Annotated in this window: 26 protein-coding genes and 1 pseudogene; 17 read left to right on the forward strand and 10 right to left on the reverse strand. The window is 70.5% G+C overall.

Annotated features, from left to right (window positions below):
• Positions 1-14: 14 nt before the first annotated feature.
• Positions 15-197: a hypothetical protein gene (locus ABD161_RS11155; protein ID WP_135113792.1), complete on the reverse strand. Its 183-nt coding sequence runs from the start codon at positions 195-197 to the stop codon at positions 15-17.
• Positions 198-540: 343 nt separating this feature from the next.
• Here ABD161_RS11155 and ABD161_RS11160 point away from each other — a divergent pair, with 343 nt between their 5' ends.
• From ABD161_RS11160 to ABD161_RS11175, 4 genes are all read left to right on the forward strand, one after another.
• Positions 541-2,814, forward strand: coding sequence for a polyribonucleotide nucleotidyltransferase (locus ABD161_RS11160; protein ID WP_344002716.1), 2,274 nt, complete (start codon positions 541-543; stop codon positions 2,812-2,814).
• A gap of 241 nt (positions 2,815-3,055) precedes the next feature.
• Positions 3,056-4,090 (forward strand): aldo/keto reductase, encoded by a 1,035-nt coding sequence (locus ABD161_RS11165; protein ID WP_344002719.1) that lies wholly within the window; start codon positions 3,056-3,058, stop codon positions 4,088-4,090.
• 151 nt (positions 4,091-4,241) lie between these two features.
• On the forward strand, positions 4,242-4,844 hold the full coding sequence (locus ABD161_RS11170; protein WP_344002880.1) for a histidine phosphatase family protein: 603 nt from the start codon (positions 4,242-4,244) through the stop codon (positions 4,842-4,844).
• Positions 4,845-4,894: 50 nt separating this feature from the next.
• Complete coding sequence (locus ABD161_RS11175) at positions 4,895-5,560, forward strand: hypothetical protein (protein ID WP_344002722.1); 666 nt, start codon at positions 4,895-4,897, stop codon at positions 5,558-5,560.
• Positions 5,561-5,641: 81 nt separating this feature from the next.
• On the opposite strand, the gene ABD161_RS11180 is transcribed toward ABD161_RS11175, so the two are convergent.
• Together ABD161_RS11180 and ABD161_RS11185 are read right to left on the reverse strand one after the other, a co-directional pair.
• On the reverse strand, positions 5,642-5,893 hold the full coding sequence (locus ABD161_RS11180) for a hypothetical protein (protein WP_344002725.1): 252 nt from the start codon (positions 5,891-5,893) through the stop codon (positions 5,642-5,644).
• A gap of 53 nt (positions 5,894-5,946) precedes the next feature.
• Positions 5,947-6,414, reverse strand: a complete 468-nt coding sequence (locus ABD161_RS11185) for a GNAT family N-acetyltransferase (protein ID WP_344002728.1) — start codon at positions 6,412-6,414, stop codon at positions 5,947-5,949.
• Positions 6,415-6,643: 229 nt separating this feature from the next.
• On the opposite strand from ABD161_RS11185, the gene dapB reads away from it, so the two are divergent.
• Both dapB and ABD161_RS11195 read left to right on the forward strand, forming a co-directional pair.
• The gene (gene dapB / locus ABD161_RS11190; RefSeq protein WP_344002731.1) at positions 6,644-7,450 is read left to right on the forward strand and encodes a 4-hydroxy-tetrahydrodipicolinate reductase; all 807 of its coding nucleotides are present in this window, start codon (positions 6,644-6,646) and stop codon (positions 7,448-7,450) included.
• Entirely contained in the window at positions 7,447-7,890 is a 444-nt protein-coding gene (locus ABD161_RS11195; RefSeq protein WP_135113785.1) for a hypothetical protein, read from the forward strand. Before dapB ends, ABD161_RS11195 begins: the two co-directional genes overlap by 4 nt.
• Positions 7,891-7,912: 22 nt before the next feature.
• Here ABD161_RS11195 and ABD161_RS11200 read toward each other — a convergent pair whose 3' ends face one another.
• The 5 genes from ABD161_RS11200 to ABD161_RS11220 all read right to left on the reverse strand — a co-directional run bounded on the left by ABD161_RS11200 (position 7,913) and on the right by ABD161_RS11220 (position 12,851).
• The gene (locus ABD161_RS11200; RefSeq protein WP_344002736.1) at positions 7,913-8,797 is read right to left on the reverse strand and encodes a TIGR01777 family oxidoreductase; all 885 of its coding nucleotides are present in this window, start codon (positions 8,795-8,797) and stop codon (positions 7,913-7,915) included.
• Between the two features lie 39 nt (positions 8,798-8,836).
• Entirely contained in the window at positions 8,837-9,259 is a 423-nt protein-coding gene (locus ABD161_RS11205; RefSeq protein WP_344002739.1) for an OsmC family peroxiredoxin, read from the reverse strand.
• Between the two features lie 196 nt (positions 9,260-9,455).
• Positions 9,456-10,022 carry a DUF4395 domain-containing protein gene (locus ABD161_RS11210; protein ID WP_135113782.1) on the reverse strand — a complete coding sequence of 189 codons (567 nt, stop codon included), beginning with the start codon at positions 10,020-10,022 and terminating at the stop codon, positions 9,456-9,458.
• Entirely contained in the window at positions 10,015-10,455 is a 441-nt protein-coding gene (locus ABD161_RS11215) for a TlpA family protein disulfide reductase (RefSeq protein WP_344002744.1), read from the reverse strand. Before ABD161_RS11215 ends, ABD161_RS11210 begins: the two co-directional genes overlap by 8 nt.
• A gap of 107 nt (positions 10,456-10,562) precedes the next feature.
• On the reverse strand, positions 10,563-12,851 hold the full coding sequence (locus ABD161_RS11220; RefSeq protein ID WP_344002747.1) for an esterase-like activity of phytase family protein: 2,289 nt from the start codon (positions 12,849-12,851) through the stop codon (positions 10,563-10,565).
• A gap of 101 nt (positions 12,852-12,952) precedes the next feature.
• On the opposite strand from ABD161_RS11220, the gene ABD161_RS11225 reads away from it, so the two are divergent.
• The 5 genes from ABD161_RS11225 (at position 12,953) to ABD161_RS11245 (ending at position 18,472) form a co-directional block, all read left to right on the forward strand.
• Positions 12,953-13,813 carry a thymidylate synthase gene (locus ABD161_RS11225; RefSeq protein ID WP_344002749.1) on the forward strand — a complete coding sequence of 287 codons (861 nt, stop codon included), beginning with the start codon at positions 12,953-12,955 and terminating at the stop codon, positions 13,811-13,813.
• On the forward strand, positions 13,813-14,316 hold the full coding sequence (locus ABD161_RS11230) for a dihydrofolate reductase (RefSeq protein ID WP_344002752.1): 504 nt from the start codon (positions 13,813-13,815) through the stop codon (positions 14,314-14,316). Before ABD161_RS11225 ends, ABD161_RS11230 begins: the two co-directional genes overlap by 1 nt.
• A 398-nt stretch (positions 14,317-14,714) precedes the next feature.
• Complete coding sequence (locus tag ABD161_RS11235; RefSeq protein WP_167760711.1) at positions 14,715-15,542, forward strand: endonuclease domain-containing protein; 828 nt, start codon at positions 14,715-14,717, stop codon at positions 15,540-15,542.
• Positions 15,543-15,676: 134 nt separating this feature from the next.
• Positions 15,677-16,654: a 4-hydroxy-tetrahydrodipicolinate synthase gene (dapA, locus tag ABD161_RS11240; protein WP_344002760.1), complete on the forward strand. Its 978-nt coding sequence runs from the start codon at positions 15,677-15,679 to the stop codon at positions 16,652-16,654.
• A 141-nt stretch (positions 16,655-16,795) separates the two neighbouring features.
• Positions 16,796-18,472 carry a ribonuclease J gene (locus tag ABD161_RS11245; RefSeq protein WP_344002763.1) on the forward strand — a complete coding sequence of 559 codons (1,677 nt, stop codon included), beginning with the start codon at positions 16,796-16,798 and terminating at the stop codon, positions 18,470-18,472.
• A gap of 108 nt (positions 18,473-18,580) precedes the next feature.
• On the opposite strand, the gene ABD161_RS11250 is transcribed toward ABD161_RS11245, so the two are convergent.
• A complete protein-coding gene (locus ABD161_RS11250) occupies positions 18,581-18,781 on the reverse strand; it encodes a helix-turn-helix domain-containing protein (RefSeq protein WP_344002883.1) in 201 nt (66 codons plus the stop codon).
• Positions 18,764-19,786: pseudogene (locus tag ABD161_RS11255) on the reverse strand (IS110 family RNA-guided transposase); the annotation flags it as partial. The pseudogene ABD161_RS11255 and the gene ABD161_RS11250, both read right to left, overlap by 18 nt.
• A gap of 387 nt (positions 19,787-20,173) precedes the next feature.
• Here ABD161_RS11255 and ABD161_RS11260 point away from each other — a divergent pair.
• The 6 genes from ABD161_RS11260 to recA all read left to right on the forward strand — a co-directional run bounded on the left by ABD161_RS11260 (position 20,174) and on the right by recA (position 25,962).
• Complete coding sequence (locus tag ABD161_RS11260) at positions 20,174-22,915, forward strand: FtsK/SpoIIIE family DNA translocase (RefSeq protein WP_135114737.1); 2,742 nt, start codon at positions 20,174-20,176, stop codon at positions 22,913-22,915.
• 4 nt (positions 22,916-22,919) lie between these two features.
• On the forward strand, positions 22,920-23,495 hold the full coding sequence (pgsA, locus tag ABD161_RS11265) for a CDP-diacylglycerol--glycerol-3-phosphate 3-phosphatidyltransferase (RefSeq protein ID WP_135114736.1): 576 nt from the start codon (positions 22,920-22,922) through the stop codon (positions 23,493-23,495).
• A complete protein-coding gene (locus tag ABD161_RS11270) occupies positions 23,492-23,983 on the forward strand; it encodes a CinA family protein (RefSeq protein ID WP_194210324.1) in 492 nt (163 codons plus the stop codon). Before pgsA ends, ABD161_RS11270 begins: the two co-directional genes overlap by 4 nt.
• A 147-nt stretch (positions 23,984-24,130) precedes the next feature.
• Positions 24,131-24,439 (forward strand): helix-turn-helix domain-containing protein, encoded by a 309-nt coding sequence (locus ABD161_RS11275; protein ID WP_135114734.1) that lies wholly within the window; start codon positions 24,131-24,133, stop codon positions 24,437-24,439.
• The gene (locus tag ABD161_RS11280) at positions 24,436-24,654 is read left to right on the forward strand and encodes a DUF3046 domain-containing protein (RefSeq protein ID WP_135114733.1); all 219 of its coding nucleotides are present in this window, start codon (positions 24,436-24,438) and stop codon (positions 24,652-24,654) included. Before ABD161_RS11275 ends, ABD161_RS11280 begins: the two co-directional genes overlap by 4 nt.
• A gap of 252 nt (positions 24,655-24,906) precedes the next feature.
• The gene (gene recA, locus ABD161_RS11285) at positions 24,907-25,962 is read left to right on the forward strand and encodes a recombinase RecA (RefSeq protein ID WP_135114732.1); all 1,056 of its coding nucleotides are present in this window, start codon (positions 24,907-24,909) and stop codon (positions 25,960-25,962) included.
• Positions 25,963-25,976: the final 14 nt, after the last annotated feature.

The raw sequence follows: 25,976 nt of genomic DNA on the forward strand, positions 1-25,976 counted from the left end.
GCCCCTCCGTCGCGTCAGTCGTCCAGGCCGCCGAGCCCGCGCGCCTCGTCGCGGGTCTCGTCCTCGATGGGATCCGGCGCGTCCTCGACCCGCTCATCCGGATCCAGCGTCGGCGGAGGAAGCTCGAGCTCGGTCTCGTCGTCGAGATCGACCGGGCGCTCTTCGTCGGGGGTGCTCTGCTCGGGGAAGTCGGTCATACCGCCACGGTAGAAGCGCGCCGCGCCTCGCGACAGCCCCTGACCGGATCGGGATGTCGCTGATAGGCTGAGCGAGGCCCTCGTTCTGCGGAGGCCACCTCCCGGGCCCGCTTCGGCGGATCCCGGGTCGAAAATTCCATATGCACACGGAGCAGGCTGGCAGGAAGCTGGTCCCCTGAAGTGGTCTCCCAGGCGCACGATCCGATGGATCCGGTCTGGTGGATTTCTCCTGGTGGCCAGCGCAGGCGAGCGTGATCGATGCGCCATGCGTCTATATCTGCCTGTTCCCCTGCTCCTGACGTGAGCCCCCGCTACGCGGGGCATACAGAAGGAGACAGACCTCTTGGAAGGTCCTGAAATCACCGCCGCCGAGGCCGTTCTCGACAACGGCCGCTACGGCACCCGCACGGTCCGGTTCGAGACCGGTCGCCTCGCGCAGCAGGCGCAGGGCGCCGTCGCCGCGTACCTCGACGAGGAGACGATGCTCCTCTCGGCGACCAGCGCCAGCAAGCACCCCCGCGAGGGCTTCGACTTCTTCCCCCTGACGGTGGACGTCGAGGAGCGCTCGTACGCCGCGGGCAAGATCCCCGGCTCGTTCTTCCGCCGCGAGGGCCGCCCGTCCACCGAGGCGATCCTCGTCTGCCGTCTGATCGACCGTCCGCTGCGCCCGTCGTTCGTCGACGGCCTGCGCAACGAGATCCAGATCGTCGTGACGGTCCTCTCGATCGCTCCGGGCGAGTTCTACGACGCGCTCGCGATCAACGCCGCGTCGGCGTCGACCCAGATCTCGGGCCTGCCGTTCTCGGGCCCCATCGCCGGTGTGCGCCTCGCGCTCATCCCCGGCCAGGGCGAGGGAGCCGACCAGTGGGTCGCGTTCCCGAACGCCGAGCTGCTCGAGTCGGCCGTGTTCGACCTGATCGTCGCCGGACGCGTCGTCACCGACGCCGAGGGCAACGAGGACGTCGCGATCATGATGGTCGAGGCCGAGGCCACCGAGCACAGCTGGAACCTCATCAAGGCCGGCGCCACCAAGCCGAGCGAGGAGATCGTGGCCCAGGGCCTCGAGGCCTCGAAGCCCTTCATCAAGCAGCTCGTCGCGGCGCAGGCCGAGATGGCGGCGACGTCGAAGAAGGCTCCGCTGGAGTTCCCGGTCTTCCCGGCCTACAGCGACGAGACCTTCGCGTTCGTGAACGAGAAGGCCTACGACGAGCTGGTGAAGGTGTACCAGATCGCCGACAAGCAGGAGCGCCAGGCCGCCGACGACGCGATCAAGGACCGCGTCAAGGCCGAGCTGATCGAGAAGGTCGAGGCAGGCGAGCTGCCCGCCGCGGCCCCGCTCGAGTTCTCCGCCGCCTACAAGTCGGTCACGAAGAAGATCGTGCGCGGTCGCATCCTGACCGAGGGCGTCCGCATCGACGGCCGCGGCCTCGCCGACATCCGTCCGCTCGACGCCGAGGTGCAGGTCATCCCGCGCGTCCACGGCTCGGCGATCTTCCAGCGCGGTGAGACCCAGATCATGGGCGTCACCACGCTGAACATGCTGAAGATGGAGCAGCAGATCGACTCGCTCTCGCCCACGACGAGCAAGCGGTACATGCACCACTACAACTTCCCGCCCTACTCGACCGGTGAGACCGGCCGCGTGGGAAGCCCGAAGCGTCGCGAGATCGGCCACGGCTTCCTCGCCGAGCGCGCGCTCGTCCCCGTCCTGCCGACCCGCGAGGAGTTCCCCTACGCGATCCGTCAGGTCTCGGAGGCGCTGGGCTCGAACGGCTCCACGTCGATGGGCTCCGTCTGCGCCTCCACGCTGTCGCTGCTGAACGCGGGTGTGCCGCTGCGCGCCCCCGTCGCCGGCATCGCCATGGGCCTGGTGTCCGACGAGGTCGACGGCCAGACGCGCTACGCCGCGCTGACCGACATCCTCGGCGCCGAGGACGCCCTCGGCGACATGGACTTCAAGGTCGCGGGCACGAGCGAGTTCGTCACGGCGATCCAGCTCGACACCAAGCTCGACGGCATCCCCACCGAGGTGCTGACCGGCGCGCTGACCCAGGCGAAGGACGCGCGCCTGCGCATCCTCGAGGTCCTGAACGCCGCGATCGACGCTCCCGACGAGATGGCGCCGACCGCGCCCCGCGTCATCAGCGTGCAGATCCCGGTCGACAAGATCGGCGAGCTGATCGGCCCCAAGGGCAAGACGATCAACGCGATCCAGGATGAGACCGGCGCGCAGATCTCCATCGAGGAGGACGGCACCGTCTACATCGGCGCGACCGACGGCCCCTCGGCCGAGGCGGCCCGCGCGCAGGTGAACGCGATCGCCAACCCGACCAACCCGGAGATCGGCGAGCAGTTCCTCGGCACGGTCGTGAAGATCATCCCCTCGGGCGCGTTCATCTCGCTGCTTCCGGGCAAGGATGGTCGCATGCACGTGACGCAGATCCGCAAGCTGAACGGCGGCAAGCGCGTCGAGAACATCGAGGACGTCGTCTCGGTGGGCCAGAAGATCCTGGTCCGCATCGCCGAGATCGACGACCGCGGCAAGATGGCGCTCGAGCCGGTCATCGACGAGAGCCAGGCGGGCGACGCGCCCGCCGAGGAGACCGTCGAGGCCTGAGCCTCCCGGGCGGCGCCCCGCGTCGTCCATCGCGAACGGCCCGCTCATCCTCCGGGATGGGCGGGCCGTTCCGCGTCCGGGGGTCGGAATCCCCGGACGGCGGCTCGGGGTCGGCGTGACGAAAGTGTTACGGCGCGGTGCGTCTCGCTCCGCGGGCCCTGGAATACCCTCGAAGCACACGCCGTCAACGGCGTGACGTGGATGCTGCCGGGCCTCGGCTGCCGCGTGAAGGGGGCAGGCCATGGATGAGGCGCAGGTCGGCACGGTCGATCCGATCGGACGTGCCCCGGGCTCGTCCGCCTCCGCCGAGCACCCCTCGGCACCGATCCCGGTCGTGGGCCCCGCGGTCGGCACGCTCGTGCGCGAGAAGCTGGGCGAGACGGGTCTCGAGGTCTTCCCGCTGATGCTCGGCGGCGCGGAGTTCGGCTGGACCGTGGATCAGGATCGCGCCAACGCGCTGCTCGACCACTTCGCGGCGTTCGGCGGCAACGCCGTACACACCGCCGACAGCTTCTCGGCGGGGCGCAGCGAGCACATCATCGGCCGGTGGATGCACACCCGCCGACTGCGGGACGACATCGTGCTGGCAGTGCGGGTCGGCGACCACCCCGACAACCCGGGCCTCGGCTCGACCAACCTCGTCCGCGCGGTCGAGGCCTCCTTGACGCGCCTCGGCACCGACCGGATCGACGTGCTGTACCTGGATGCGACGGCCGAGCGGGGCGGATCGATCGAGGACGCGCTGGCGACCGCCGAGTGGCTGGTCGAGACGGGCAAGGTCCGTCACATCGGCTCCTACGGGTTCACCGCCGAGCAGCTGATCGAGGCGCGCATCCTCGCCTCCGCCGGCTACCCGCGCCTGGAGACCCTGGACGTTCCGTACAACCTCATGCGCCGCCAGGAGTTCGAGGGCGACCTGCGGCTGGTCGCCGGTGCGCAGGGGCTCGCCGTCACGCCGTCGCAGGCGCTCGAGCACGGCTTCCTGTCCGGCCGGCACCGCTCGCGTCAGGGCGTCGCGGCGTCCACGCGGGGAAGCCAGCTCGCCGGGAGCCTGAACCGCCGCGGTGTGCGGGTGCTGAAGGCGCTGGATGCGATCGCCGCCGAGCTGGCGGTACCGCACGCGGCCATCGCCATCGCGTGGCTTCTCGCGCAGCGCTCCGTGGCGGCGCCGATCGTGAACACGTTCTCGCCGTCGCAGCTCGACGAGCTCGTCCAGGGCGTCGGGGTGCGGCTGACCCGCGCGCACCTGTCCGAGCTCACGAAGGCGACCGAGTGATCCGGATCGCCTCGATCGCGGCTCGCTGAGGGATCCGCCGGGACGGTGTCGGTCCCGTCACGTAGTGTGGGGGAGGACCGCGGGCGCTTCGATGCCGCACGCAGAGTCCGTGACGAGTGAACGCGACGCGGTGAACGACGGGGGTGGGTCAGTGGCGCACTACATCTATCTCGTCCGTCACGGCGAGCAGATGGACGCCGAGCACGGCATGGAGGACGGCCCGCTGTCCCCTCGGGGTCGGCGCCAGGCCGAGCTCATCGCCGACCGCCTCTCGGGCATCCCGCTCGCGAACATGTGGCACTCGCCGCTCGTGCGCGCCGACGACACGGCGCGCATCATCGCCGAGCGGCTGCCGGCCGTCACGCCCGAGCCGCACGCCCTGCTGTTCGACTGCGTCCCGACCGGGATGACCGACGAGACGCCTGCCGCGTTCGAGCCGTTCTTCGGCGGCGTCACCGAGGCGCAGATCGAGGCGGGCAAGGCGCAGATGGCCGACGCGGTGGGAGAGTTCCTCGTCCGCAAGGCCGGCGACGTGCACGAACTGCTCATCACCCATAACTTCGTGATCTCGTGGTTCGTGCGCGAGGTGCTCGGCGCCCCGGAGTGGCGCTGGATGACGCTCAACCAGGCGAACTGCGGCCTCACCGTCATCGCGCAGCGTCAGGGCCGCCCCTGGACGCTCCTCACCCACAACGACCTCGCGCACCTGCCGATGGAGCTGCGCACGGGCCTGCCCGACCAGATCCCGGTCTGATCCCGGTCGGTTCTCGGGAGGCTGATATGGCGCGGCGCGAGGAGTCGGACGTGGCCGGAGCGCTCGTGATCGTCGCCGGTGGATTCGCCGCGCTGCTGTTCAGCGTGCCGACGGTCGGGCTGCTGCGCGAGCAGCTGCGCATCAACTGCAACACCTATCCGCCTGGCAGCGAGGGCGAAGGCGCGTGGACCTGCGCCGACGGCATCTCCTACATCATCCCCGGGGTGATCCTGCTGGCGATGACAGGCCTGAGCCTGATCGTGGGACTGGTCGTCGCGTTGATCGCGCGTCGTGAGCTGGTCGCGCGTGGGGGGTTCACGGTGCTCGCCGTCCTGCCCGTCGTCTGGACGCTCGCGTGGACGAGGTACGGCTCGGACGAGCTCGTCTCCTTCCCGTCGGGCGTCCCCCGCATCGACTTCTGGATGATCTGGGTCGGCCCGGCGGCGCTCACGGCGACGATCGCGCTCGCCATCGCCGTCGTCGCCCTGGCATTCCGTCGCCGGGTGGCTTTCTGGCTCACCGCATCCGCGGCCGCCGGTGTCGGGATCGCGACGGTCGTCCAGCCGGGGCTCGGGCTCGCGACCCTGCCGTCCGCCGCCCTGCTGTGTGCGGCGCTGCTGCGGCTCAAGCGGCCCGCGCGCGCCGGATTCACCGGAGATCCCGGCTTCTCCGGAGCGGATGGGCCCCGGCGGTCCGGAGAACGCGGCATCTCCTGAGAACCCGGCGGCCCGGATCCCGGGCGGCGGATCAGGCGAGCGGCTTCCCGTACCAGCGGCTCGCGTTCGGGTTGTCGTCGTTCAGCGTACGGACGGTTCGACTGACGCCCTCGCGGTGATCCCGATGATGAAGACCAGGCCGCCGATCGCAGCAATGCAGAAGGCGATGACCATGCCGGTGGCGTCGGCAGGGAGCATCGCGCAGCCGACAGATGTGTCTTCGTATGAGCAGGTCCGCCACGGTTGGAAGAAATAGACGACAGCAGCGACGCTTCCGAGGATCGCGAGCAATCCGCCGTACGCGATCAAGCTGCCTCGCGTCTTCGGCTTCATGCCCTCACCCTAAGGGCCCTTCGAGGGCATGTGCAGGATCCAGCGGCGAACCGTCAGGCGAGGGGCTTCCCATACCAGCGGCTCGCGTTCGGGTTGTCGTTGTAGGGCTCGATCTGCGCGAACCCGGTGCGGGCGTAGAGGGCCGCCGCGGCCTCGAGCGTGTGGTGGGTGTCGAGCACGAGTTCGCGGCCGCCCCACTCGCGGGCATGGCGCTCGAGCTCCTGCATGAGCAGGCGTCCGGCGCCGAGGCCGCGGGCCGCGGGGCGGGTGTAGACGTGCTTGACCTCGAAGCGCGCCCCGAGCGGGCCGTCGGCGATGCGCCGGATGGCGCCGCAGCCGATGAGGCCGCGCTCGTCGTGCTCGATGAGCAGCAGGATGCCGTCGGGCGCGCGGAACGCGTCGGGGCCCGGAAGGGTGGGCTTGTAGTCGCCGGGGAAGCCTGCGGCGCGCTCGGCGAAGTACTCGACGATCAGCTCGTGGGCGTCGGGGTCGGCGGGGGATGCGGCGCGGAACGTGATCACCGTTCGAGCCTATGACGGCGCCACGGCCGCGGTGCCCGCGCCAGTTCTCCGGAGAAACCGGCTTCTCCGGGTCGAGATCGCGGATCCTCTCCGGAGAACACGACATCTCCGAAGAACCCGGCACCTTGCGCCCGCCGGAGAACCCGGCACCTCGCGCGCGCACTTCGGGGAAGCGGCGCGCGAAGTCAAGCCGCCCGGGGAACCGGGGTGCCGAACCTAGGATGGGACCATGACGACACGGATCGCCCTCGTCGGCGGCACCGGCAAGCTAGGCGGCATCATCCACGAGGTGATCGACGGCCTGGACGGCTTCGAGGTCTCGGCCGTGCTCGGCTCGCGCAGCGATCTCGCCGAGCTCGAGGGGGCCGACCTCGTGGTGGACGCCTCCGTTCCCGCCGTGAGCATCGACGTCGTGCGCGCCGCGATCGAGCGCGGGCTCAACGTCCTCGTCGGCACGAGCGGATGGTCGGCCGAGCGCATCGCGCTTGTGCGCCCGCTCGTGGACGCCGCCGGCACCGGCGCGGTGTTCGTCCCGAACTTCTCCCTGGGGTCGGTGATCGGCAGCGCGATCGCCGCGGCCTCCGCGCGGTTCTTCCCCTCGGCCGAGATCGTCGAGGCCCACCGCGACACGAAGGTCGATTCGCCCAGCGGTACCGCGGTGCGGACGGCCGAGCTCATCGCCGCAGCCCGCCGCACGCCGGTGGATGCGCCGCACGTGGATCAGCGTGCTCGCGGGCAGCAGGTGGCGAGCGTTCCCGTCCACTCGCTGCGGCGCCCCGGCGTGATCGCGCGGCAGGAGACCATCCTGTCCGGCCCGGGCGAGGCCCTCACGATCGTCCACGACACGATCGATCCTGCCGCGGCGTACGCCCCCGGCATCCGTATCGCGCTCGAGCACGCGATCGGCGTGCGCGGCGTCGTCATCGGCCTGGAGAACTTCATCGACATCGGGATCGGCGCACCCAAGGCGGCGGAGCCCCGCACGGTCGCGGACGAGTCGGTCCCGGGGCAGGTCGCGCGGGCGACGAGCGCGTGAGCGCCCGCATCGGCGCGGCCGTGATGGCCGCGCTCCTCGCGCTGTACATCGGCGTGGTCGGGTGGCGGGCGGTGCAGCTCGTGCAGACCGGCGAGCCCGTCGGCATCGCCATGGGGATCGCGCTGATCGTGCTGCCCCTCATCGCCGCCTGGGCGCTGGGGCGCGAGCTGTGGTTCGGCATCCGGGCAGAGCAGGTCGCCCGCCGGCTCGAGGACGAGGGAGGCCTCCCCGACGACGTCGTGGCGACGACGCCGAGCGGCCGCCCCACGCGCGCCGACGCCGAGGCCCTCTTCCCCCGCTACCGGGCGGAGGTCGAGGAGCGACCGGACGACTGGCGGGCCTGGTTCCGCCTCAGCCTCGTCTACGACGCCGCCGGCGACCGCGCACGCGCGCGTCAGGCCGCTCGGGAGGCGATCCGGCGCGAGCGAGCGAGCCGCTGAGGCGCGCGGCGGGCCGCTCGACTCAGCGGGGGATCGCGGCGGCGATCGCGTCCTCGGCCGTCCGGTGGCGGAACGCGAAGCCGGATGACGCGAGCGCCTCGGGCACCACGTGCGCGTCGGTGAGGAGCATGTCGTTCGCGAACGTCTCACCGAGCACGAGCCGCAGGGCACGCGCCGGCGCGCGCAGCACGTAAGGCCGGTTCAGACGCCGCGCAAGCGCGAACCCGATGTCGTTCGCGGTCGCGCGGGTCGGTCCGGTGAGGTTGACAGGACCCGTCAGCCCGCGGTCGAGCACGTGCAGGATCGCGGCGACCTCGTCCTCGAGCGAGATCCACGGCCAGGCCTGCGTGCCGGATCCGAGCGGCCCCGCGATGCCCGCGCGGGTGAGGGCGATCAACGGCTTCAGCACCGCGTCCGGATGCAGGATGGGCGCCGTGCGCAGCAGAGCCACGCGCTCGCCCGCGATGCGGGCCGCGTGCTCCCACTCGACGCACAGCGAGGCGAGGAATGAGCTGCCGGGGCGCGAATCCTCGGTGAGGGTCTGGCCGCGTCCCGAGCCGTAGAAGCCCACCGCACTGGCCGACGCGAACAGGGGTCGCTCGGCTGCCGGCAGGGTCTCGATCGCCCGCGCGAGCGTGCGCGTCGGGGTGATCCGCGACCACAGCAGGCGGCTGCGGTAGCCGCGTGTCCACGGCAGGCGCCCGATGCTGGCGCCGTTCAATCCGACGACGGCGTCCGCGCCGGCGACGACGTCCGGATCCAGGGGAGTGCCGTTCAGCCAGCGCACCTCATCGGGCGCCGAGGGCGCGTGGCGCACGAGGCGGGTCACGCGGTCGCCTCGATCGCGCAGGGCGGTGACGAGGGCGCGTCCGATCAGACCGGACGCGCCCCCGATGACGATGTGCACAGGGTCGCCTCCCTCAACCGCGTCGCGAGGGGCGGTGCATCACGCCAGCGAGGCCTCGAGCGTGATCTCGATGCCCGCGAGCGCCTGGGAGACCGGGCAGCCGGCCTTCGCACCCTCGGCGATCTCCTGGAACTTCTGCGCGTCGAGGCCCGGGACCGTGGCGCTCACATTCAGGTGGCTGCCCGTGATGCCGGTGCCCGGCTTGAAGGTGACCGAGGCGGTCGTGTCGAGCTTCTCGGGCGGGGTGCCGTTCTCGCTCAGCGCGTGCGACAGCGCCATGCTGAAGCACGAGGCGTGCGCGGCGGCGATGAGCTCCTCGGGCGTCGTGGTCGAGTCGGAGCCCTCCGAGCGGGCCTTCCAGTTCACCGGGAACGATCCGATCCCGGACGCGAAGGAGACGGCTCCGGATCCCTCGGCGAGGCTTCCGGTCCAGGCGGTGGTGGCTTCGCTGGTGACGGTCATGAGGTCCTCCGAATCGGGGGGTGAGCGGTGTGGTCGCCAGCCTAACCCGGTGGCTCGGCGGCGTCACGATGTGCCCCGATTCTGCGTCGCCGCGGTGCCGCGCGGCCCGGTCACCGGCGCTTCAGGGGGCGCCCCTGACCCGGCGACAGACGAAGCGGCCCCGGCGCGTCCAGCGCGCCGGGGCCGCGTCCGCGTGTCAGGCGGTGCGCGAGCGCCCCAGGATGCCTGCCCGCTGCAGCAGCAGGTACAGCTGGCAGCCGAGGCACAGGCCGAATGTCGCATTCAGGAACGCCGCGATCAGTGCGGCCGCGGCGGCGACGACGAGCGCCCAGGGCACCCCGGCCGCGTGCAGGATCAGGCCCACCACCGTCACGAACAGCCCGACACCCTGCGCGAAGCGCGGCGGGCGCGGATCCTCGAGCTCGGTCGGCGGCGCGAGGCGGGGGCGCACGAGCCGGCGGAACACGACGCCCCACGGCGCGGTGCGGGGCGACAGCACGCCCCACAGGAACAGTGCGGCCGCGATCGCCACCGCCACGAAGCCGGCATCCGCGATCCGCTGCGCGAACGGCGAGGCGCCGGGGACGAAGACCGCGTCGGCGAGCGGCTGATACGCGAACCAGCCGAAGCTCGCGGTCTCCTGCCCCAGGCGGGGCGAGACGCCCGTGAGCGCCAGGTAGGTCGCGACCACGAGCAGCACGGTGGTGATGCCGGCGGCGAAGCGCGGGCCGCGCGGGTCGATTCCGGCGGGGGAGTCAGGCATGTGCGTCCTCCAGGAGGCGATCGAGCTCTCGGGCCACGTCGTGCGGGCGGGGCGCGCCGCCGATGCGGGCGCGCACGGCGCCGCTCGCATCGACGATCAGCGTGGTGGGGGTCTGCAGCACGCCGAAGCGGCGCGTCAGGTCGGGCCGGCGGGTCAGGTCGACGTCGACGTGGGCGACGCCGTCCCGCTCCCGTGCGATGCCGCCCAGCACGCGGCGGGTGGCGGGGCAGCGCGTGCAGTACTCGGTGCTGAACTGCACGAGCGTCGCGTGCGCGCCGAACGCGCTCTCGGGAAGGTCGAGCGAGGCCGGTGTCGCGGCCTCGGCGGCCGGCGTCGCGCGCACGCGCCCGTCCCGCCGGCGCAGCACGATGCCGATCGCCACCGCGACGAGCACGATGGCGCCCAGCACGACGAAGGCGGTGACGGGATCCACGCCTGCACGATAGCCCGCCCGGAAGGCGACACGGGCCGCCGGCGACACCGCCCGTAACACGCGGATCGGCCCGTCCCCGGGTGGGGACGGGCCGATCCTGTCGCCGGCTACTGGGCGGCGATGGGCTCGGCGGCCGTGGCGGCGCCGATGTCGGGGTTGTCGCTGAAGAACCCGTCGATGCCGGTCTCGAGGAAGGCCCGGATCTCGCCGGCGAGGTCGCCGGGTGCGTTCGGGTCGGTGCTCGAGCGGAAGTCGGCCGCGAGGAACTGGTTCTCGACACGGAACGTCCAGGCGTGGACGATCAGGCCCGCGCGATGCGCGTCGTCCACCACGTCACTCGGCTCGGCGAGCGTGCCGTCGGCGTTGCGCGGGATGATCACGCTCTTCTCGGCCCCCAGGCCGTCGGCGTAACCGGCGATCTCGGCGAGGCCCTCCGCCGTGACGAGGTCGGCGTACGTGCGGTCATCGCCCGCCGCGACCAGGTCGTACGGCGCGCCCGAGCTGTTGACGAGCTGCCCGAGCGGCACGTCCGTCATCTCGTTCAGGTCGCGCAGGTTGCCGGTCTCGAAGCTCTGCAGGATCACCGGAGCGTCGCGGCGGTCGAGGCCGTTGCGGCCCAGCTCGGCGACCAGCGGCTCCTCGAGCGAGAGGCCGATCCCGTCGAAGTACGTGGGGTGCTTCGTCTCGGGATACACGCCGACCGGGCGGCCGTCGCACGTCTGCGAGTGGCGAGCGAGATCCATGACCTCGTCGAGGGTCGGGATGCCATACAGGCCGTCGAACGCGGCGCTCTGCGGGCGCACCTGGGGCAGGCGCTCCTCGGCGCGGAGAGTGCGCAGCTCGGCGAGGGTGAAGTCCTCGGTGAACCAGCCGGTCACCTGCACGCCGTCGATCATCTTGGTCGTGCGGCGGTCGGCGAACTCGGGGTGCGCGGCGACGTCGGTCGTGCCGCCGATCTCGTTCTCGTGGCGAGCGACGAGAACGCCGTCCTTCGTCGAGACGACATCCGGCTCGATGTACTCGGCGCACTGCGTGATCGCGGTCTCGTACGCCGCGAGCGTGTGCTCGGGGCGGTAGCCGCTCGCGCCGCGGTGGGCCACGACGGTGAGCGCATCCGCCGTCGTCTTCGTGCGCTGCAGGTCGACGATCGCGAACTCCGTGTCATCCGGCGTTCCCGTGTTGCGCGCGTCGTTGCCGGGGAAGTTGTTGTCGTTGCCGATCAGCAGGCGCCCATCGCGCAGCTGCAGCACCGTCTCGAACGACTGCACCGGCAGCGAGTAGGTCTCGCCGAGGCCGTATCCCTCGCCCGCGTCGATGCCGTGCGGGTTGTCGATGCGCAGCGCATCGAGCACGAGGCTCTTCTCGAGGAATCCCTCCGCGTCGGTGCGCTTGCCGAGGCTGACCTCGTAGACGCGCTTGATGACCGACTGGTCTCCCTCGAAGTCGTCGCGCTCGATCAGCAGCAGGTCGCCGTCGCGGGTCGTGAAGGCGTCGCCGATCACGTTCGCGGCGAGGTCGGTCTGGTACGACCAGGTCCGCCCCGTGTACGCGCCCTTGCGGGTGTCGAACTCGTTGATGACCCGGCGGCGCTGGTCGGTGTCGGCAAGGTAGGCGCCCTCGAGCACGGGGTACAGGAAGCGCCCGTCGCGCGATCCGGCCATCGCCTCGAAGCCGCGGCTGGCGGCCACGGTCGGCTGCGCGCCGCCGAGGTACGGGTTCTGGGGCGACTGGGCGCCGGTGAGCGGATACGGCTTCTCGAGCAGCGTGCCGTCCTCGTCGAAGTGGAGCAGGAACGGGCCGAACTCCTCGCCCACCCAGAACGTGCCGTCCTTGGCGCGGACGACCGACTCGATGTCGAAGTCGGCGCCCGTGAGCAGGCGCTCGTCGGTGTCCTCGTTGACGATCGGGAAGTCGAGCACGTCGTTGCGGTCGTTGTACGAGATGTGGGAGAGCACCTCGATCTCGCCGGAGCCGCCCTCCGCGGTCTGCCAGTCGGGCTGGACCAGGTAGTTGCGCAGGAGGAAGTCGGCCGAGTTGCCCTTGCTGCCGAAGCCGTTGTCAGGCTGGGCCCAGAACGTGCCGTCGCCGTTGTCGAGCATCGCCGAGAAGCCGGGGATGACCTGGCCGTCGAAGGGACCCGTGCGGCCGTTGGCGGGCGTCATCTGCGCGCCGGAGGCCGGGCCCTCCGCCAGGAAGTCCGCCGACAGGGTCGCGCGGGCATCGAGCGTGGGCACGAGCGTGTGCACGGGCTTCGATCCGCCGGAGTGGCCGGACGCGGTGACCGCCGCGGAGGCGGCGGAGGGGACGAGAGCCGCGACGAGCGATGTCGCGGCGGACAGGGCGATGAGCGCGGCGGGCGAGGGGTGCCGGCGGCGCTGCGAGGGGAAGGTCGTCACGCGCCCGACGCTGGCGGGTGCGACCCACGCACGCGCGACCATCTGGTGAACGGGGGCAGAACTCCCCACGGGCTGGCCGGCAGCGGTCGCGACGGATCCGGATGTCGCGCGCCGACGATCCGGATGTCCGTGACCGGGCTTACCCTGGGGGCGTGACCCAGGCGATCCCGACCCCCTACGAAGACCTGCTGCGCGATGTGCTCGCCCACGGCACGCACAAGGATGACCGGACGGGGACCGGCACAACGAGCGTCTTCGGCCGGCAGCTGCGCTACGACCTGTCGCAGGGCTTCCCGCTCATCACCACGAAGCGCGTGCACTTCAAGTCGGTGGCGCTCGAGCTGCTGTGGTTCCTGCGCGGCGACTCCAACGTCCGCTGGCTGCAGGAGCGCGGTGTCACCATCTGGGACGAGTGGGCCGATGAGGACGGCGACCTCGGGCCCGTCTACGGCGTGCAGTGGCGCTCGTGGCCGACGCCGAGCGGCGAGCAGATCGACCAGATCCAGCAGGCGGTCGACCTGCTGAAGACGAACCCCGACTCGCGACGGATCATCGTCTCGGCGTGGAATCCCGCCGAGATCCCGAACATGGCGCTGCCGCCGTGCCACGCGTTCTTCCAGTTCTACGTGGCCGACGGCAAGCTGTCGTGCCAGCTCTACCAGCGCAGCGCCGACATGTTCCTCGGCGTGCCGTTCAACATCGCCTCGTATGCGCTCCTCACGCTGATGATGGCGCAGCAGGCGGGCCTCGAGCCGGGCGAGTTCGTCTGGACCGGCGGTGACGTGCACATCTACGACAACCACCGCGAGCAGGTCGCCGAGCAGCTCTCGCGCGACCCCTTCCCGTACCCCACGCTCGAGATCACGCGGAAGCCCGCCTCGATCTTCGACTACGAGTTCGAGGACTTCGCGGTTCACGACTACCAGCACCACCCGCCGATCCGCGCGGCCGTCGCGGTCTGATGCCGCTCCGCGCGATCTGGGCGCAGGCGGCCTCGGGTGCGATCGGCGCAGAGGGGGGAATGCCCTGGGACCTGCCCGAGGACATGGCGTTCTTCAAGCGCGCGACGACCGGTTCGCCCGTGGTGATGGGGCGCCGCACCTGGCAGTCGTTCCCCGAGCGGTTCCGCCCGCTGCCCGACCGCCCGAACATCGTCGTCACACGCGACGCGTCGTTCGAGGCGCCCGGTGCCGAGGTGGCGCACACGCTCGATGCCGCGCTGAACCGTGCGGCGGAGCTCGACGACGAGGTGTGGGTGATCGGCGGCGCCGAGATCTACCGCCAGGCGATGCCTCGCCTCGACGAGCTGTGGGTCACCCGCATCGACCTCGACGTCGCGGGCGACGCGTTCGCCCCAGAGATCGACGGCTCGTGGCGCCTCGTGCGCGCCGACCCCGCGCCGGGGGAGTGGCACACAAGCCGCACCGGCACCCGCTACCGCTTCGAGGTCCTCCGCCGCGCCTGAGCCCCCGCGCGTCGCGCGGTTGCGCTCAGTCGTCGGTGCGCCCGCCCAGTCGTCGGTGCGCCGCCGCGCAGGCCGCGGAGTTCTGTCCGGTGCTCAGGGGATGTGCGACAGGCGGCGACCGATGATGTCGCCACGTGTCGATCTGCCCCGCAACCCCTGAGTCCGGCACATCCCGCGTCGGAGGCGCGGCGCGAAGTGACGCGGGGCGGTCCCGCGCTCAGGGGAGGTGGTGCGCAACGCGGCTCGCGTGCCGGGCGCGTGCACACGCGTCCCGCATCCCCTGAATGCGGGACTCCCACGACCCCGGCCTCTCGTCCACAGCCGAGGTCTCACGGAACCTTGCTCCACTTTCCGCTCTACGTCGGCCGGCGGCAGCCGACGGGCCGAACGCTGGCGGCATGAAGGTGATCGAGGCAGGTGTCTGGCGGACAGCGGATCTGTACGCCGCCGGGATGACGAAACGCGACATCGTGGCGGCGTGCTCCGCGAACGGCCTGATCCGGATCAGGCGTGGTCTGTACCGGAAGAGGTCGGCCGACAGCGAGGTGGTACGGGCGGCTGAGCACGGCGGCGCCCTCGCGTGTGCGTCCGCTCTCAGGCACCACGGCGTCTGGGTGCTCGACGACGAGCAGAAGACCCACGTCTGGTTGGGGGAACACGGCAGCCGCCATGCGCACACGGCGTGCGATTGCGTCTCCCACTGGGACGATTCCGGTGCCGCGTTCGGAGTCGTCTCCCTTGTCGATGCGCTCGTCCAGGCTGCGGACTGTCTTGGTCAGGAGGCATTTCTCGCCGCGTACGAGTCGGCGTGGCAGCAGGGCAAGCTGACCGCGGCCGACAGGCGGCGCGTGAGGCAGCGACTCTCAGCACGTCACCGCTGGCTCGTGGACTTCGCACGCCCGGATGCCGAGAGCGGACTCGAGTCCATCGTCCGCCTCCGTCTCGCGCGTCGCGGGATCCGCGTCGAATGCCAGGTGAGGATCGATGGCGTCGGCCGGGTCGACTTCGTCCTCGACGGCTGGCTCATCGTGGAGATCGATGGCAAGGAGAACCACGATGGCCCGAGCGAGCGCCACAAGGACCTCCGCCGTGACGCGCTCGCCGCTGCGCGCGGATTCGGCAGGCTCCGCTTCGACTACGCGCTCGTCCGCTACGAGTGGCCGATCGTAGAGGCCGCCATCCTGGCGGAGCTCTCCCCGGCCCGCGCCCAGGGGCGCCGGGGCTGAAGGGGCCCGATGCGGTCGACACGCACACATCCGCACCACATCCCCTGAGCGCGGCACCTCCGACGAATGGCGGCACCGCACCGCCACCCGCAGCCGGGCGGTGACGCACAGTCGCAGGGCGATAGCCTGGGAGCATGACGCACTCGGGCAACCCCTTCGGACAGGTGCTCGTCGCGCTCGTCACTCCGATGACGGCCGACGGCGAGGTCGACTGGCCCGCCGTCGAGAAGCACATCGACGACGTCATCACCTCCGGCGCCGACGGCATCGTCGTCACCGGCACCACCGGCGAGACGTCGACCCTGACCGATCCCGAGAAGCTGCGCCTCGTCGAGGCCGGCAAGGACGTGGCCGCGGGCCGCGCCAAGATCATCACCGGCGGCGGATCCAACGAGACCGCCCACGCGATCGAGCTCTACCGCAAGAGCGAGAAGGCCGGCGCCGACGGCATCATGATCGTCACGCCGTACTACAACAAGCCGACCCAGGCGGGCATCCTCACGCACTTCCGCCTTGTCGCCGACTCGACCGACCTGCCGGTCATCCTGTACGACATCCCCGGCCGCACCGGCGTGCCGATCAAGTACGAGACCATCCTGCGTCTCGCCAAGCACCCGAACATCCTGGCCATCAAGGACGCCAAGGGCGACTTCAGCGAGGTCAGCCGGGTGCTGAACCAGACCGACCTGCTCTACTTCTCGGGCGACGACGCGAACGTGCTTCCGCACCTGGCGATCGGCGCCTCGGGCCTCATCGGCGTGACGGCGAACATCGCCGCGACGCCGTACCGCACGATCGTCGACGCGGTGAACCGCGGCGACCTCGCGACGGCCACCGAGCAGCACAAGAAGCTCGAGCCGCTCGTCCGCGCCGTCATGACGCACGTTCCCGGCACCGTGTCGGCGAAGTACATCCTGCACGGCCTCGGCCGCATCTCCAGCCCCCGCGTGCGTCTGCCGCTGGTGGGCCCGGAGGAGTGGGAGGCCGCGATCATCGAGGACGAGCTGGCCCTCGTGAAGGATGTCGCGGGCGTCGACTTCTCCAACTTCCGTCCCGACCGCAACGCGGCCGCCGGCGGAGCGCTGCCCAAGATCGCCGGCACGACCCGCTGACCCCGGCGCCACGCGCCGCACACAGATCTCCCCGCGGCCGAGAACGCCGCACACACAACACAACACACGAGACCGGATGCCGCGCGCGGCATCCGGTGCGAACCCCGGATGCCGCTCGGCGGCGTCCGCGAAAGGCGGACCATGTCCACTCCGGTCTACGATGCTCCCGCGCTCGAGAAGGGCGCCCTGCGCGTCACGCCGCTCGGCGGCCTCGGCGAGGTCGGTCGCAACATGACGACGTACGAGTTCGACGGCAAGATCCTGATCGTCGACTGCGGCGTGCTCTTCCCCGAGGAGCACCAGCCGGGCGTCGACCTGATCCTGCCCGACTTCGAGCCGATCAAGCACCGCCTCGACGACATCGTCGGCGTCGTGCTCACGCACGGCCACGAGGACCACATCGGCGCCGTGCCGTACCTCCTGAAGCTGCGCCAGGACATCCCCCTGATCGGATCGGCGCTGACCCTAGCGCTCGTCGAGGCGAAGCTCAAGGAGCACCGGATCAAGCCCGTGCTCACGGTCGTGAAGGAAGAGGAGGAGTGGGACATCGAGCCGTTCGTGCTCGAGTTCGTCGCGGTCAACCACTCGATCCCGGATGCGCTCGCCATCGCGATCCGCACCCCCGCGGGCCTCGTGCTGCACACCGGTGACTTCAAGATGGACCAGCTGCCGCTCGACGGCCGCATCACCGACCTGCGCGCCTTCGCCCGCCTCGGCGAGGAGGGCGTGGACCTGTTCCTTCCCGACTCGACGAACGCCGACGTCCCCGGCTTCACGCCGACCGAGCGTGCGATCGGCCCGGTCATCGACCAGGTCATCTCCAAGACGCCGGGACGCGTGATCGTGGCGAGCTTCTCGAGCCACGTCCACCGCGTGCAGCAGGTGCTCGACGCCGCCGCGGCCAACGGCCGCCGCGTGGCGCTGCTCGGGCGCAGCATGGTGCGCAACATGACGATCGCGGCCGACCTCGGCTACCTCAAGGTCCCGGACAACGTCCTCGTCGACTACAAGAAGGCCAAGGACATCCCGGACGACCAGATCGTCTACATGTCGACGGGCTCGCAGGGTGAGCCGATGGCCGTGCTCAGCCGGATGGCGAACCTCGACCACGCGATCGAGCCTGGCGCGGGCGACACGGTGATCCTCGCGTCGAGCCAGATCCCGGGCAACGAGAACGCCATCTACCGAGTGATCGACGGGCTCACGAAGCTCGGCGCCAACGTCGTGCACAAGTCGAACGCGAAGGTGCACGTCTCGGGTCACGCCGCGGCGGGCGAGCTGCTCTACTGCTACAACATCCTGAAGCCGAAGAACGTGCTGCCGGTGCACGGCGAGTACCGCCACCTGATGGCCAACGCCAAGCTCGCGCAGGACACGGGTGTCGCCGAGGAGCGCACCATCCTCGGCGAGAACGGCTCGGTCATCGACCTGAAGGACGGGATCGCGCGCGTCGTCGGGCAGCTCGACCTCGGCTTCGTCTACGTCGACGGATCGACCGTCGGCGAGATCACCGACGCCGACCTCAAGGATCGCCGCACGCTGGGCGAGGAGGGCTTCGTGTCGGTCATCGTCGTGGTCGACGCGGCGACGGGCCGCATCATCACCGGGCCCGAGATCCACGCGCGAGGGATCGCCGAGGACGACTCGGTGTTCGAGGCCGTCAAGCCCAAGATCGCCAAGGCGCTCGAGGAGGCAGCGGCGTCAGGTGTGCGCGACACGCACGCCCTGTCGCAGACGGTGCGCCGCACGATCGGCCGCTGGGTCAACCAGTCGCTGCGTCGCCGGCCGATGATCGTGCCCCTCGTCATCGAGGCCTGACTTTCGCTGCGGCGCAGTTCTTCTGAGGCCGTCGCTCCGCGACGGCGGCTCGCTCCGCTCGCGGGGCGCCGGCACTCGCGCTCGATTGGCTGATGCTCCTATGTCCTGTCAAGCGGCGTTGAGCCATTGCCGGTAGGCGTTGGCGAAGTCGTCGTCGCGGCGGGCGCCGCGTTCGATTGTGGAGATCTTGTCGGGCCAGACGCCGAAGTGCGCGGCGGCGGCTGCGACGGTGAGGCCTCGTGCCTGGCGTAGGGGGCGGAGGTCGTCGATGGTGGGGACTTCGGCGGGGTTGGTGAGGTGAGTGAACACCTCGCGGGCGATGGCGCGTTTGAGGCAACGCATGGCTTCCTTCTTGCCCTTGCCGCGTGCGATCAGGCCGGCGATGTAGTCGCGGGTCCTGCGGTCGTGGCTCATCCGAGTCAGAGCGATGCGGTGCAGGGCGGTGTTGGCTTGCCGGTCGCCGCCGCGGTTGAGGCGGTGGCGGGTGGTCTTGCCGCTGGAGGCGGGGATGGGGCTGGTGCCGCAGAGTGCGGCGAAGCTGGCTTCGCTGTGTAGCCGGTCGGGGTTGTCTCCGGCGGTGACCAGCAGCTGGGCGGCGGTGACGGTGTGGATGCCGAACGCGGCGACCAGTGCCGGATTCTCGGCTTTCACCAGGGGCGCCATCAGCGCCTCGAGGTCGGTGATCTCCTCGCCCAGGTGCTGATGGCGGCGGGCGAGGGAGCGTAGCGCGTGCCCGGCAGCGGACGCGATGGCCTCGGAGCTGGAGGGCCGGGACCGTGCGAGGGTGTCGATGAGCTTGTCGTCGCTCAGGCCGCGGAACTACGCCCGGGTCTGCTCGGGAGCGGTGACCAGCAGTGCCTTGATCTGAGCTATCGCCGCGGTGCGGGCTTTGACGGCGCTGCGGCGGGCGACCAGCAGCTGCCGGATCGCTTCGACCGTGCCGTCGGCGGTCTTCGGGGTTGGCAGGTCCATTTCCGCCAGCGCGGTTTGGGCGGCGGCGTAGGCGTCGATCGGGTCGGTCTTGCCCTGCAGGCGGCGGAGCTGCCGGTTCGGGCGGATCACCTCCGCGACGAGCATGCCCAGGCTGCGCAGGTGACGAGACAAGCCGGCACCGTAGGAGCCGGTGCCTTCGACGCCGACGCGCACCACGATCCCGAACGAGATCAGGAACGCTGCCAGCGCGGCATAGCCCGCTGTGGTCGTGGGGAACTGGGCATCGCCGAGGCGGCGGCCGACGGCGTCGATGACGGCGGCGTGGTGCGTGTCGGCGTGCGTGTCGACACCCGCGACGACTTCACGGGCAGGAGTTGTCATGATGGTTCTGCTTCCTTGATCGGGTAGCGAACCGGTCAGGCGGGCAGACAAGACGTTGGCGGGGCCTCTAGACCAGGCTCCTATGAGGTCATGTCCGCCTGGCCGGCCACATGGAGGACACCCCGCCCGGGCCGACGGATCAGCCGGTAGACATCGCGTCAGTCGCTGGCAGGGTCAGACCCGAGCGGGGCGTTATCAGTATCAACGTCGCTGACGCTCCATCCGGGCACGCCGGTTGGCCGCTCCGCGACACGCTCGCTTTGCTCGCAGGTGGGCAGTGCCGGCCCCGGCCTGACGGATGTGGCGCGCCGGCCTTCAGGGCCCCGATCCGCGGCAGTTCCGGCGTCGCTCCCGCGGGATGTCGGTGGTCCGACGTACCGTGGAGGCATGCCACGCACGCCCGCCGCGTCCAAGAACCAGGCCGCGAGCAAGAGTCGGGCGGCCTCGAAGCCCGAGGCCGCCAGCGGCTCGCGCGCGCGCAAGAAGCCGGAGCCGGCCGCCAAGCCGTACTTCGAGGCGACTGACCGGCCGCCGCTCGCCGTGCGCGCGTGGAACGGTCTCGGCCACGCGGTCGGCGGCATCTTCCGGGCCTTCGGTCCCGAGGCGCTCGAGAAGGACGACCGGCGCGACGGCTTCCCGCTGCTGCTGGTGATGCTCGCGATCGCCGGCGCGGTCACCGAGTGGTTCTTCATCGGCAACGAGGTCGCCACCAACATCAGCGCCTACACGTTCGGCTTCCTCATCGGCCGGACGGCGTTCGTCTTCCCGGTGGCGCTCCTGCTGCTCGCCGGCTGGCTGTTCCGCCATCCCTCGTCGGTGCACGACAACGGCCGCATCGGCATCGGGTTCGGCCTCCTGGCGATCACGGTCGCCGGCTTCTGCCATATCGCGGGCGGGCGCCCCCAGCCGTCCGTCGGCCCGCAGGCCCTCAGCGAGGCGGGCGGTCTGTTCGGCTGGATGGTGGGCGAGCCCACCGCGATGCTGCTGAGCGAGATCGGCGCGTACGTGCTGCTCTCGCTCGTCGCGGCGCTCAGCGTCCTGATCATCACCAAGACGCCGCCGAACCGCATCGGGCGTCGCCTCGGCGAGCTGTACGCCTGGATGTTCGGGGCCGAGCGTCCCGACGAGGCGGCGAAGAACGAGACCGCGCCGACCGAGGTGCTCGACCCGTCCGCCGACGACGAGCACGTGCCGTGGTGGCGGCGCAACAAGTCGGGCCGCGAAGAGGACCCGGATGTCGTCGACTCGCCCCAGGACCTGACCGAGCTGCTGTCGGAGCAGTCGGACGGCGGCTACGACAAGGCGATCGTCGTCGCAGAGCCGGATGAGGATCCGCGCGACTCGGCAACACAGGTGCTGAGCTCCATCAGCGGCGTCACGGGCGCGCTCGCCGAGCGCGGCTCCACGGGCCTCGTCGGCGACGGCGACGACTCGGACACCGGCGAGCTCCCCGGCATGCTGGGCTTCGGTACCGACGGTCCCGGTGCCCGGGGTCCGCAGCCTCCGGTGGCCCCGTACGTGCTTCCCTCGCCTGCCTCGCTCTCCGCGGGCCCTCCCTCGGTGGCGCGCAGCGAGGCGAACGACCGCGTGGTCGCGCAGCTCACGCGCGTGCTCGAGGAGTTCAAGGTCGACGCGAAGGTCACCGGCTTCTCGCGCGGTCCGACGGTCACGCAGTACGAGATCGAGCTCGCCCCGGGCGTGCGCGTCGAGCGCATCACGCAGCTGCAGAGCAACATCTCCTACGCCGTGGCGTCCAACGACGTCCGGATCCTCGCGCCCATCCCGGGCAAGAGCGCGATCGGCATCGAGATCCCGAACACCGATCGCGAGACGGTTGCGCTCGGCGACGTGCTGCGTTCGACGGCGGCACAGAAGTCGGCGCATCCGCTGACGGTCGGCGTCGGCAAGGACGTCGGCGGCGGCTTCGTCGTGGCGAACCTCGCGAAGATGCCCCACCTTCTGGTCGCGGGCTCCACCGGATCGGGTAAGTCGAGCTTCATCAACTCGATGATCACGAGCATCCTGATGCGCGCGAAGCCGAGCGAGGTCCGGATGGTGCTCGTCGACCCGAAGCGCGTGGAGCTCACGAACTACGCGGGCGTCCCGCACCTGATCACGCCCATCATCACGAACCCCAAGAAGGCGGCCGAGGCGCTGCAGTGGGTCGTGAAGGAGATGGACATGCGGTACGACGACCTCGCGTCGTTCGGCTTCCGTCACGTCGACGACTTCAACGCCGCCCTGGCGAAGGGCGAGGTCGAGCTTCCCGCCGGCAGCGAGCGCGTGCTCAAGCCGTACCCGTACCTGCTCGTTGTGGTCGACGAGCTCGCCGACCTCATGATGGTGGCGCCGCGCGACGTCGAGGACTCGATCGTCCGGATCACCCAGCTCGCGCGAGCGGCGGGCATCCATCTCGTGCTCGCGACGCAGCGCCCGTCGGTCAACGTCGTCACCGGCCTGATCAAGGCGAACGTCCCGTCGCGTCTCGCCTTCGCGGTGACGAGTGTCACCGACAGCCGCGTCATCCTCGACGAGGGCGGCGCCGACAAGCTGATCGGCCAGGGCGACGCGCTCTTCTCGCCCATGGGCTCGTCCAAGGCGCTGCGCGTCCAGGGCGCGTGGGTCACCGAGGAGGAGATCGACCGGGTCGTCAAGCACGTCACCGGCCAGGCTCGGCCCGAGTACCGCTCGGATGTCGCCGAGGCGATCGAGGCCAAGAAGAAGGAGATCGACGAGGACATCGGCGACGACCTCGAGGTGCTCCTCGCGGCCGCCGAGCTCGTCGTGACCAGTCAGTTCGGCTCCACGTCTATGCTGCAGCGCAAGCTGCGCGTCGGCTTCGCCAAGGCCGGCCGGCTCATGGACCTCCTCGAATCGCGCGAGATCGTCGGCCCCTCCGAGGGATCCAAGGCGCGCGACGTGCTCGTCACGCCCGAGCAGCTGCCCGAGGTCCTCGCCCGCATCAAGGGGGAGGAGCCGCCGGCACGCGCGACCGCAGCCCCGGCCGAGGCCGCTGGCGGGGATGACGATCGCTACGGCGACGACCCGATCGAGGCGCAGTTCCGTGGGCGCCCGGTCGAGGACGACGAGGGCGACGAAGACGCCTGGCAGCTGACCGGGCGGGACTGACACCATGGCGATTCCCCGGCAGCTGCCGAACGCGATCACGATCGCCCGCATCCCGCTCGCGATCGTGTTCTTCATCCTGCTGCTGCTCGGCGGCATGCTCGGGTCGGCGGATCTCGCCCTGCGCTGGGCCGCCGCGATCATCTTCGTCGTGGGCATCTCCACCGACTGGGTGGACGGCTACCTCGCGCGCCGCTACGACATCGTCAGCGACTTCGGCAAGCTGTGGGACCCGATCGCCGACAAGCTGCTCACGGGAGCGGGGTTCGTCGGTCTCGCGATCCTCGGCGAGGCGCAGTGGTGGATGGTCGTGATCATCCTGATCCGCGAGTGGGGGATCACGATCCACCGCCTGATGATCGCGAACGAGCACGTCGTCGCCGCGGCCTGGATGGGCAAGGTCAAGACCGTCGTGCAGGGCGTCACCCTGTCGTGGGCGCTTCTGCCGTTCTGGCTGCTGATCGGCGAGCAGGCGTTCACGCTCGTGACGCTCGTGCTGATGTGGGCAGTCGTGCTGCTGACTGTCGCCAGCGGCATCGACTACGTCGCGGCACAGCTGCGCGGCGCTCGTCGGGCGCGGTGACCGAGCCGTCGACCGCCGCCGGGCTTCTGGCGCGGCTGCGTCTGCGCGGGTGGTCCGTGGCGGTGGCCGAGTCGCTCACCGGCGGTCTCGTGGTGTCGTCGCTCGTGGGCGTCCCGGGGGCATCCGCGAGCCTGCGCGGGGGAGTTGTCGCCTACGACACCGCGATCAAACAGTCGGTGCTCGGCGTGGACGCCGCGCTGCTCGGACAGCACGGCCCGGTGCATCCCGAGGTGGCGCGGCAGATGGCCGAGGGGGTGCGCCGCGCGCTGTCGGTGGCCGGCCGATCCGCCGACGTGGGCATCGCGACAACCGGCATCGCCGGGCCCGAGTCTCCGGACGGCCAGCCCGTCGGAACCGTGCACGTCGGCATCGCGACCCCGGACCGGTCGAGCGTGGCGTCGTTCCTGTTCGATGGCGACCGCGCCCGGATCCGGGAAGCAGCGTGCGAGGCCGCGCTCAGGGCCGCGCTGGACGCGATTTCTGAGTGATCCGGGAGTGATCCGGGACGAGAAGTGTTTCGATGCGAGGAAACATGGCCGATTCTCACCCTGCGCATATCCGAGCGGGATTAAATTGACTCCATCGGTGTTGTACTCTGGTGCACCCGTTGGGAACGCAGTGAGGAGGGGGCCGCAATGATCCTGGTTCGTCAAGAGATCGGCGATGTTCTGCGCGACATGCGTCAGCAGAAGGGCCAGACCCTCCGTCAAGTCGCCAGCAGGGCGAGCGTCGCGCTCGGTTACCTCAGCGAGGTGGAGCGCGGCCAGAAGGAGGCGTCGAGCGAGATCCTGGCATCGGTGGCGGAAGCCCTCGATGTGCCGATCTCGTCGATCATGCGAGAGGTGGGCGACCGCATCGCCGTCCTGGAGGGCGTCCAGCCCTTCCCCGACGTCGTGCCCGACGACCTCGTCGCCGAGGTCGGCCCCGAGCTGTCGCTGCGTTGAGACGGAGCGAGTTCCTTCGCGCGGTCGACGACGAGTTCGGCGCGCGCGCGGTGACGCTGATGAGCGATCTCGTGCTGCCCGGCATCGGGCTGACTCCGCAGGATGCGCTCGACACCGGTGTGCCGCCGCGCGAGATCTGGCTCGAGCTGTGCGCCGAGACCGACGTGCCCCCTGGCCGGCGCTACGGCGTCGGACGCCTCGAGCCACGTCGCTGACTCGCTTCGAATCCCGCTCGCGTCGCACCGGCGTGTCATCGAAGATGCGTTCGATCTCGGCGTAGTGTCGTCCACAGGTGGCGAATGCCGCTCATCTGCTCCCGTCAGGGGAGTCGCCGCATCCGATGTCGGTGGCCCTCCCTAGCGTGACAGGTGGCACATCAGCCACGCGCCTTGTCGCAGACCCCGGCACTTCCGCCATGGCCGCGACAGCCTACAGGCGACGGATACACGAGTGAGAAGGAGCAGGTCATGGCATCAGCAGCCGATCGCGAGAAGGCCCTCGACGCGGCCCTCGCCCAGATCGACAAGCAGTTCGGCAAGGGCTCGGTCATGCGACTGGGCAGCGACGAGCGCGCGCCCGTCGAGGTCATCCCCACCGGTTCGATCGCGCTGGACGTCGCCCTCGGCGTCGGCGGCCTGCCCCGCGGGCGCATCATCGAGATCTACGGCCCTGAGTCGTCGGGTAAGACGACTCTGACGCTCCACGCGATCGCCAACGTGCAGCGTGCCGGCGGCATCGCGGCATTCGTCGATGCCGAGCACGCCCTCGACCCCGAGTACGCGAAGAAGCTCGGCGTCGACATCGACCAGCTTCTCGTGTCGCAGCCCGACACCGGTGAGCAGGCCCTCGAGATCGCCGACATGCTGATCCGCTCGGGCGCGATCGACCTCGTCGTCATCGACTCCGTGGCGGCGCTCGTTCCCCGCGCCGAGATCGAGGGCGAGATGGGTGACTCGCACGTCGGTCTCCAGGCCCGCCTCATGTCGCAGGCGCTGCGAAAGATCACCGGTGGTCTGAACCAGACCAAGACCAGCGCGATCTTCATCAACCAGCTGCGCGAGAAGATCGGTGTGTTCTTTGGCTCTCCTGAGACCACCGCCGGTGGCAAGGCGCTGAAGTTCTACGCGTCGGTCCGCCTCGACATCCGTCGCATCGAGACGCTGAAGGACGGCGCCGAGGCGGTCGGCAACCGCACCCGCGTCAAGGTCGTCAAGAACAAGATGGCCCCGCCCTTCAAGCAGGCCGAGTTCGACATCCTGTACGGCACGGGCATCTCGCGCGAGGGCAGCCTGATCGACTTCGGTGTCGACCACGGCATCGTGAAGAAGTCCGGCTCCTGGTACACGTACGACGGCGACCAGCTCGGTCAGGGCAAGGAGAACGCCCGCAACTTCCTCATCACCAACGCCGACATCGCTCTCGACATCGAGAACAAGATCAAGGAGAAGCTCGGCATCGGCCAGCGTCCGACGCCCGCGGCGGAGGCCCCGGCCGAGGCCGTCACGGCGCGCCGCACCGCGTGATGGCGCGCCAGAGC

The sequence above is a fragment of the Microbacterium paludicola genome (assembly GCF_039529675.1).
Classification (GTDB): domain Bacteria; phylum Actinomycetota; class Actinomycetes; order Actinomycetales; family Microbacteriaceae; genus Microbacterium; species Microbacterium paludicola.

Coding starts and splice junctions, on each gene's coding strand:
- ABD161_RS11235 (WP_167760711.1), top strand. CDS start 14,715: ATGAAGGTGATCGAGGCAGGTGTCTGGCGGACAGCGGATCTGTACGCC.
- ABD161_RS11225 (WP_344002749.1), top strand. CDS start 12,953: ATGTCGCGCGCCGACGATCCGGATGTCCGTGACCGGGCTTACCCTGGG.
- dapA (WP_344002760.1), top strand. CDS start 15,677: ATGACGCACTCGGGCAACCCCTTCGGACAGGTGCTCGTCGCGCTCGTC.
- ABD161_RS11245 (WP_344002763.1), top strand. CDS start 16,796: ATGTCCACTCCGGTCTACGATGCTCCCGCGCTCGAGAAGGGCGCCCTG.
- ABD161_RS11260 (WP_135114737.1), top strand. CDS start 20,174: ATGCCACGCACGCCCGCCGCGTCCAAGAACCAGGCCGCGAGCAAGAGT.
- pgsA (WP_135114736.1), top strand. CDS start 22,920: ATGGCGATTCCCCGGCAGCTGCCGAACGCGATCACGATCGCCCGCATC.
- ABD161_RS11180 (WP_344002725.1), bottom strand. CDS start 5,893: ATGAAGCCGAAGACGCGAGGCAGCTTGATCGCGTACGGCGGATTGCTC.
- ABD161_RS11230 (WP_344002752.1), top strand. CDS start 13,813: ATGCCGCTCCGCGCGATCTGGGCGCAGGCGGCCTCGGGTGCGATCGGC.
- ABD161_RS11155 (WP_135113792.1), bottom strand. CDS start 197: ATGACCGACTTCCCCGAGCAGAGCACCCCCGACGAAGAGCGCCCGGTC.
- ABD161_RS11205 (WP_344002739.1), bottom strand. CDS start 9,259: ATGACCGTCACCAGCGAAGCCACCACCGCCTGGACCGGAAGCCTCGCC.
- ABD161_RS11275 (WP_135114734.1), top strand. CDS start 24,131: ATGATCCTGGTTCGTCAAGAGATCGGCGATGTTCTGCGCGACATGCGT.
- recA (WP_135114732.1), top strand. CDS start 24,907: ATGGCATCAGCAGCCGATCGCGAGAAGGCCCTCGACGCGGCCCTCGCC.
- ABD161_RS11165 (WP_344002719.1), top strand. CDS start 3,056: ATGGATGAGGCGCAGGTCGGCACGGTCGATCCGATCGGACGTGCCCCG.
- ABD161_RS11210 (WP_135113782.1), bottom strand. CDS start 10,022: ATGCCTGACTCCCCCGCCGGAATCGACCCGCGCGGCCCGCGCTTCGCC.
- dapB (WP_344002731.1), top strand. CDS start 6,644: ATGACGACACGGATCGCCCTCGTCGGCGGCACCGGCAAGCTAGGCGGC.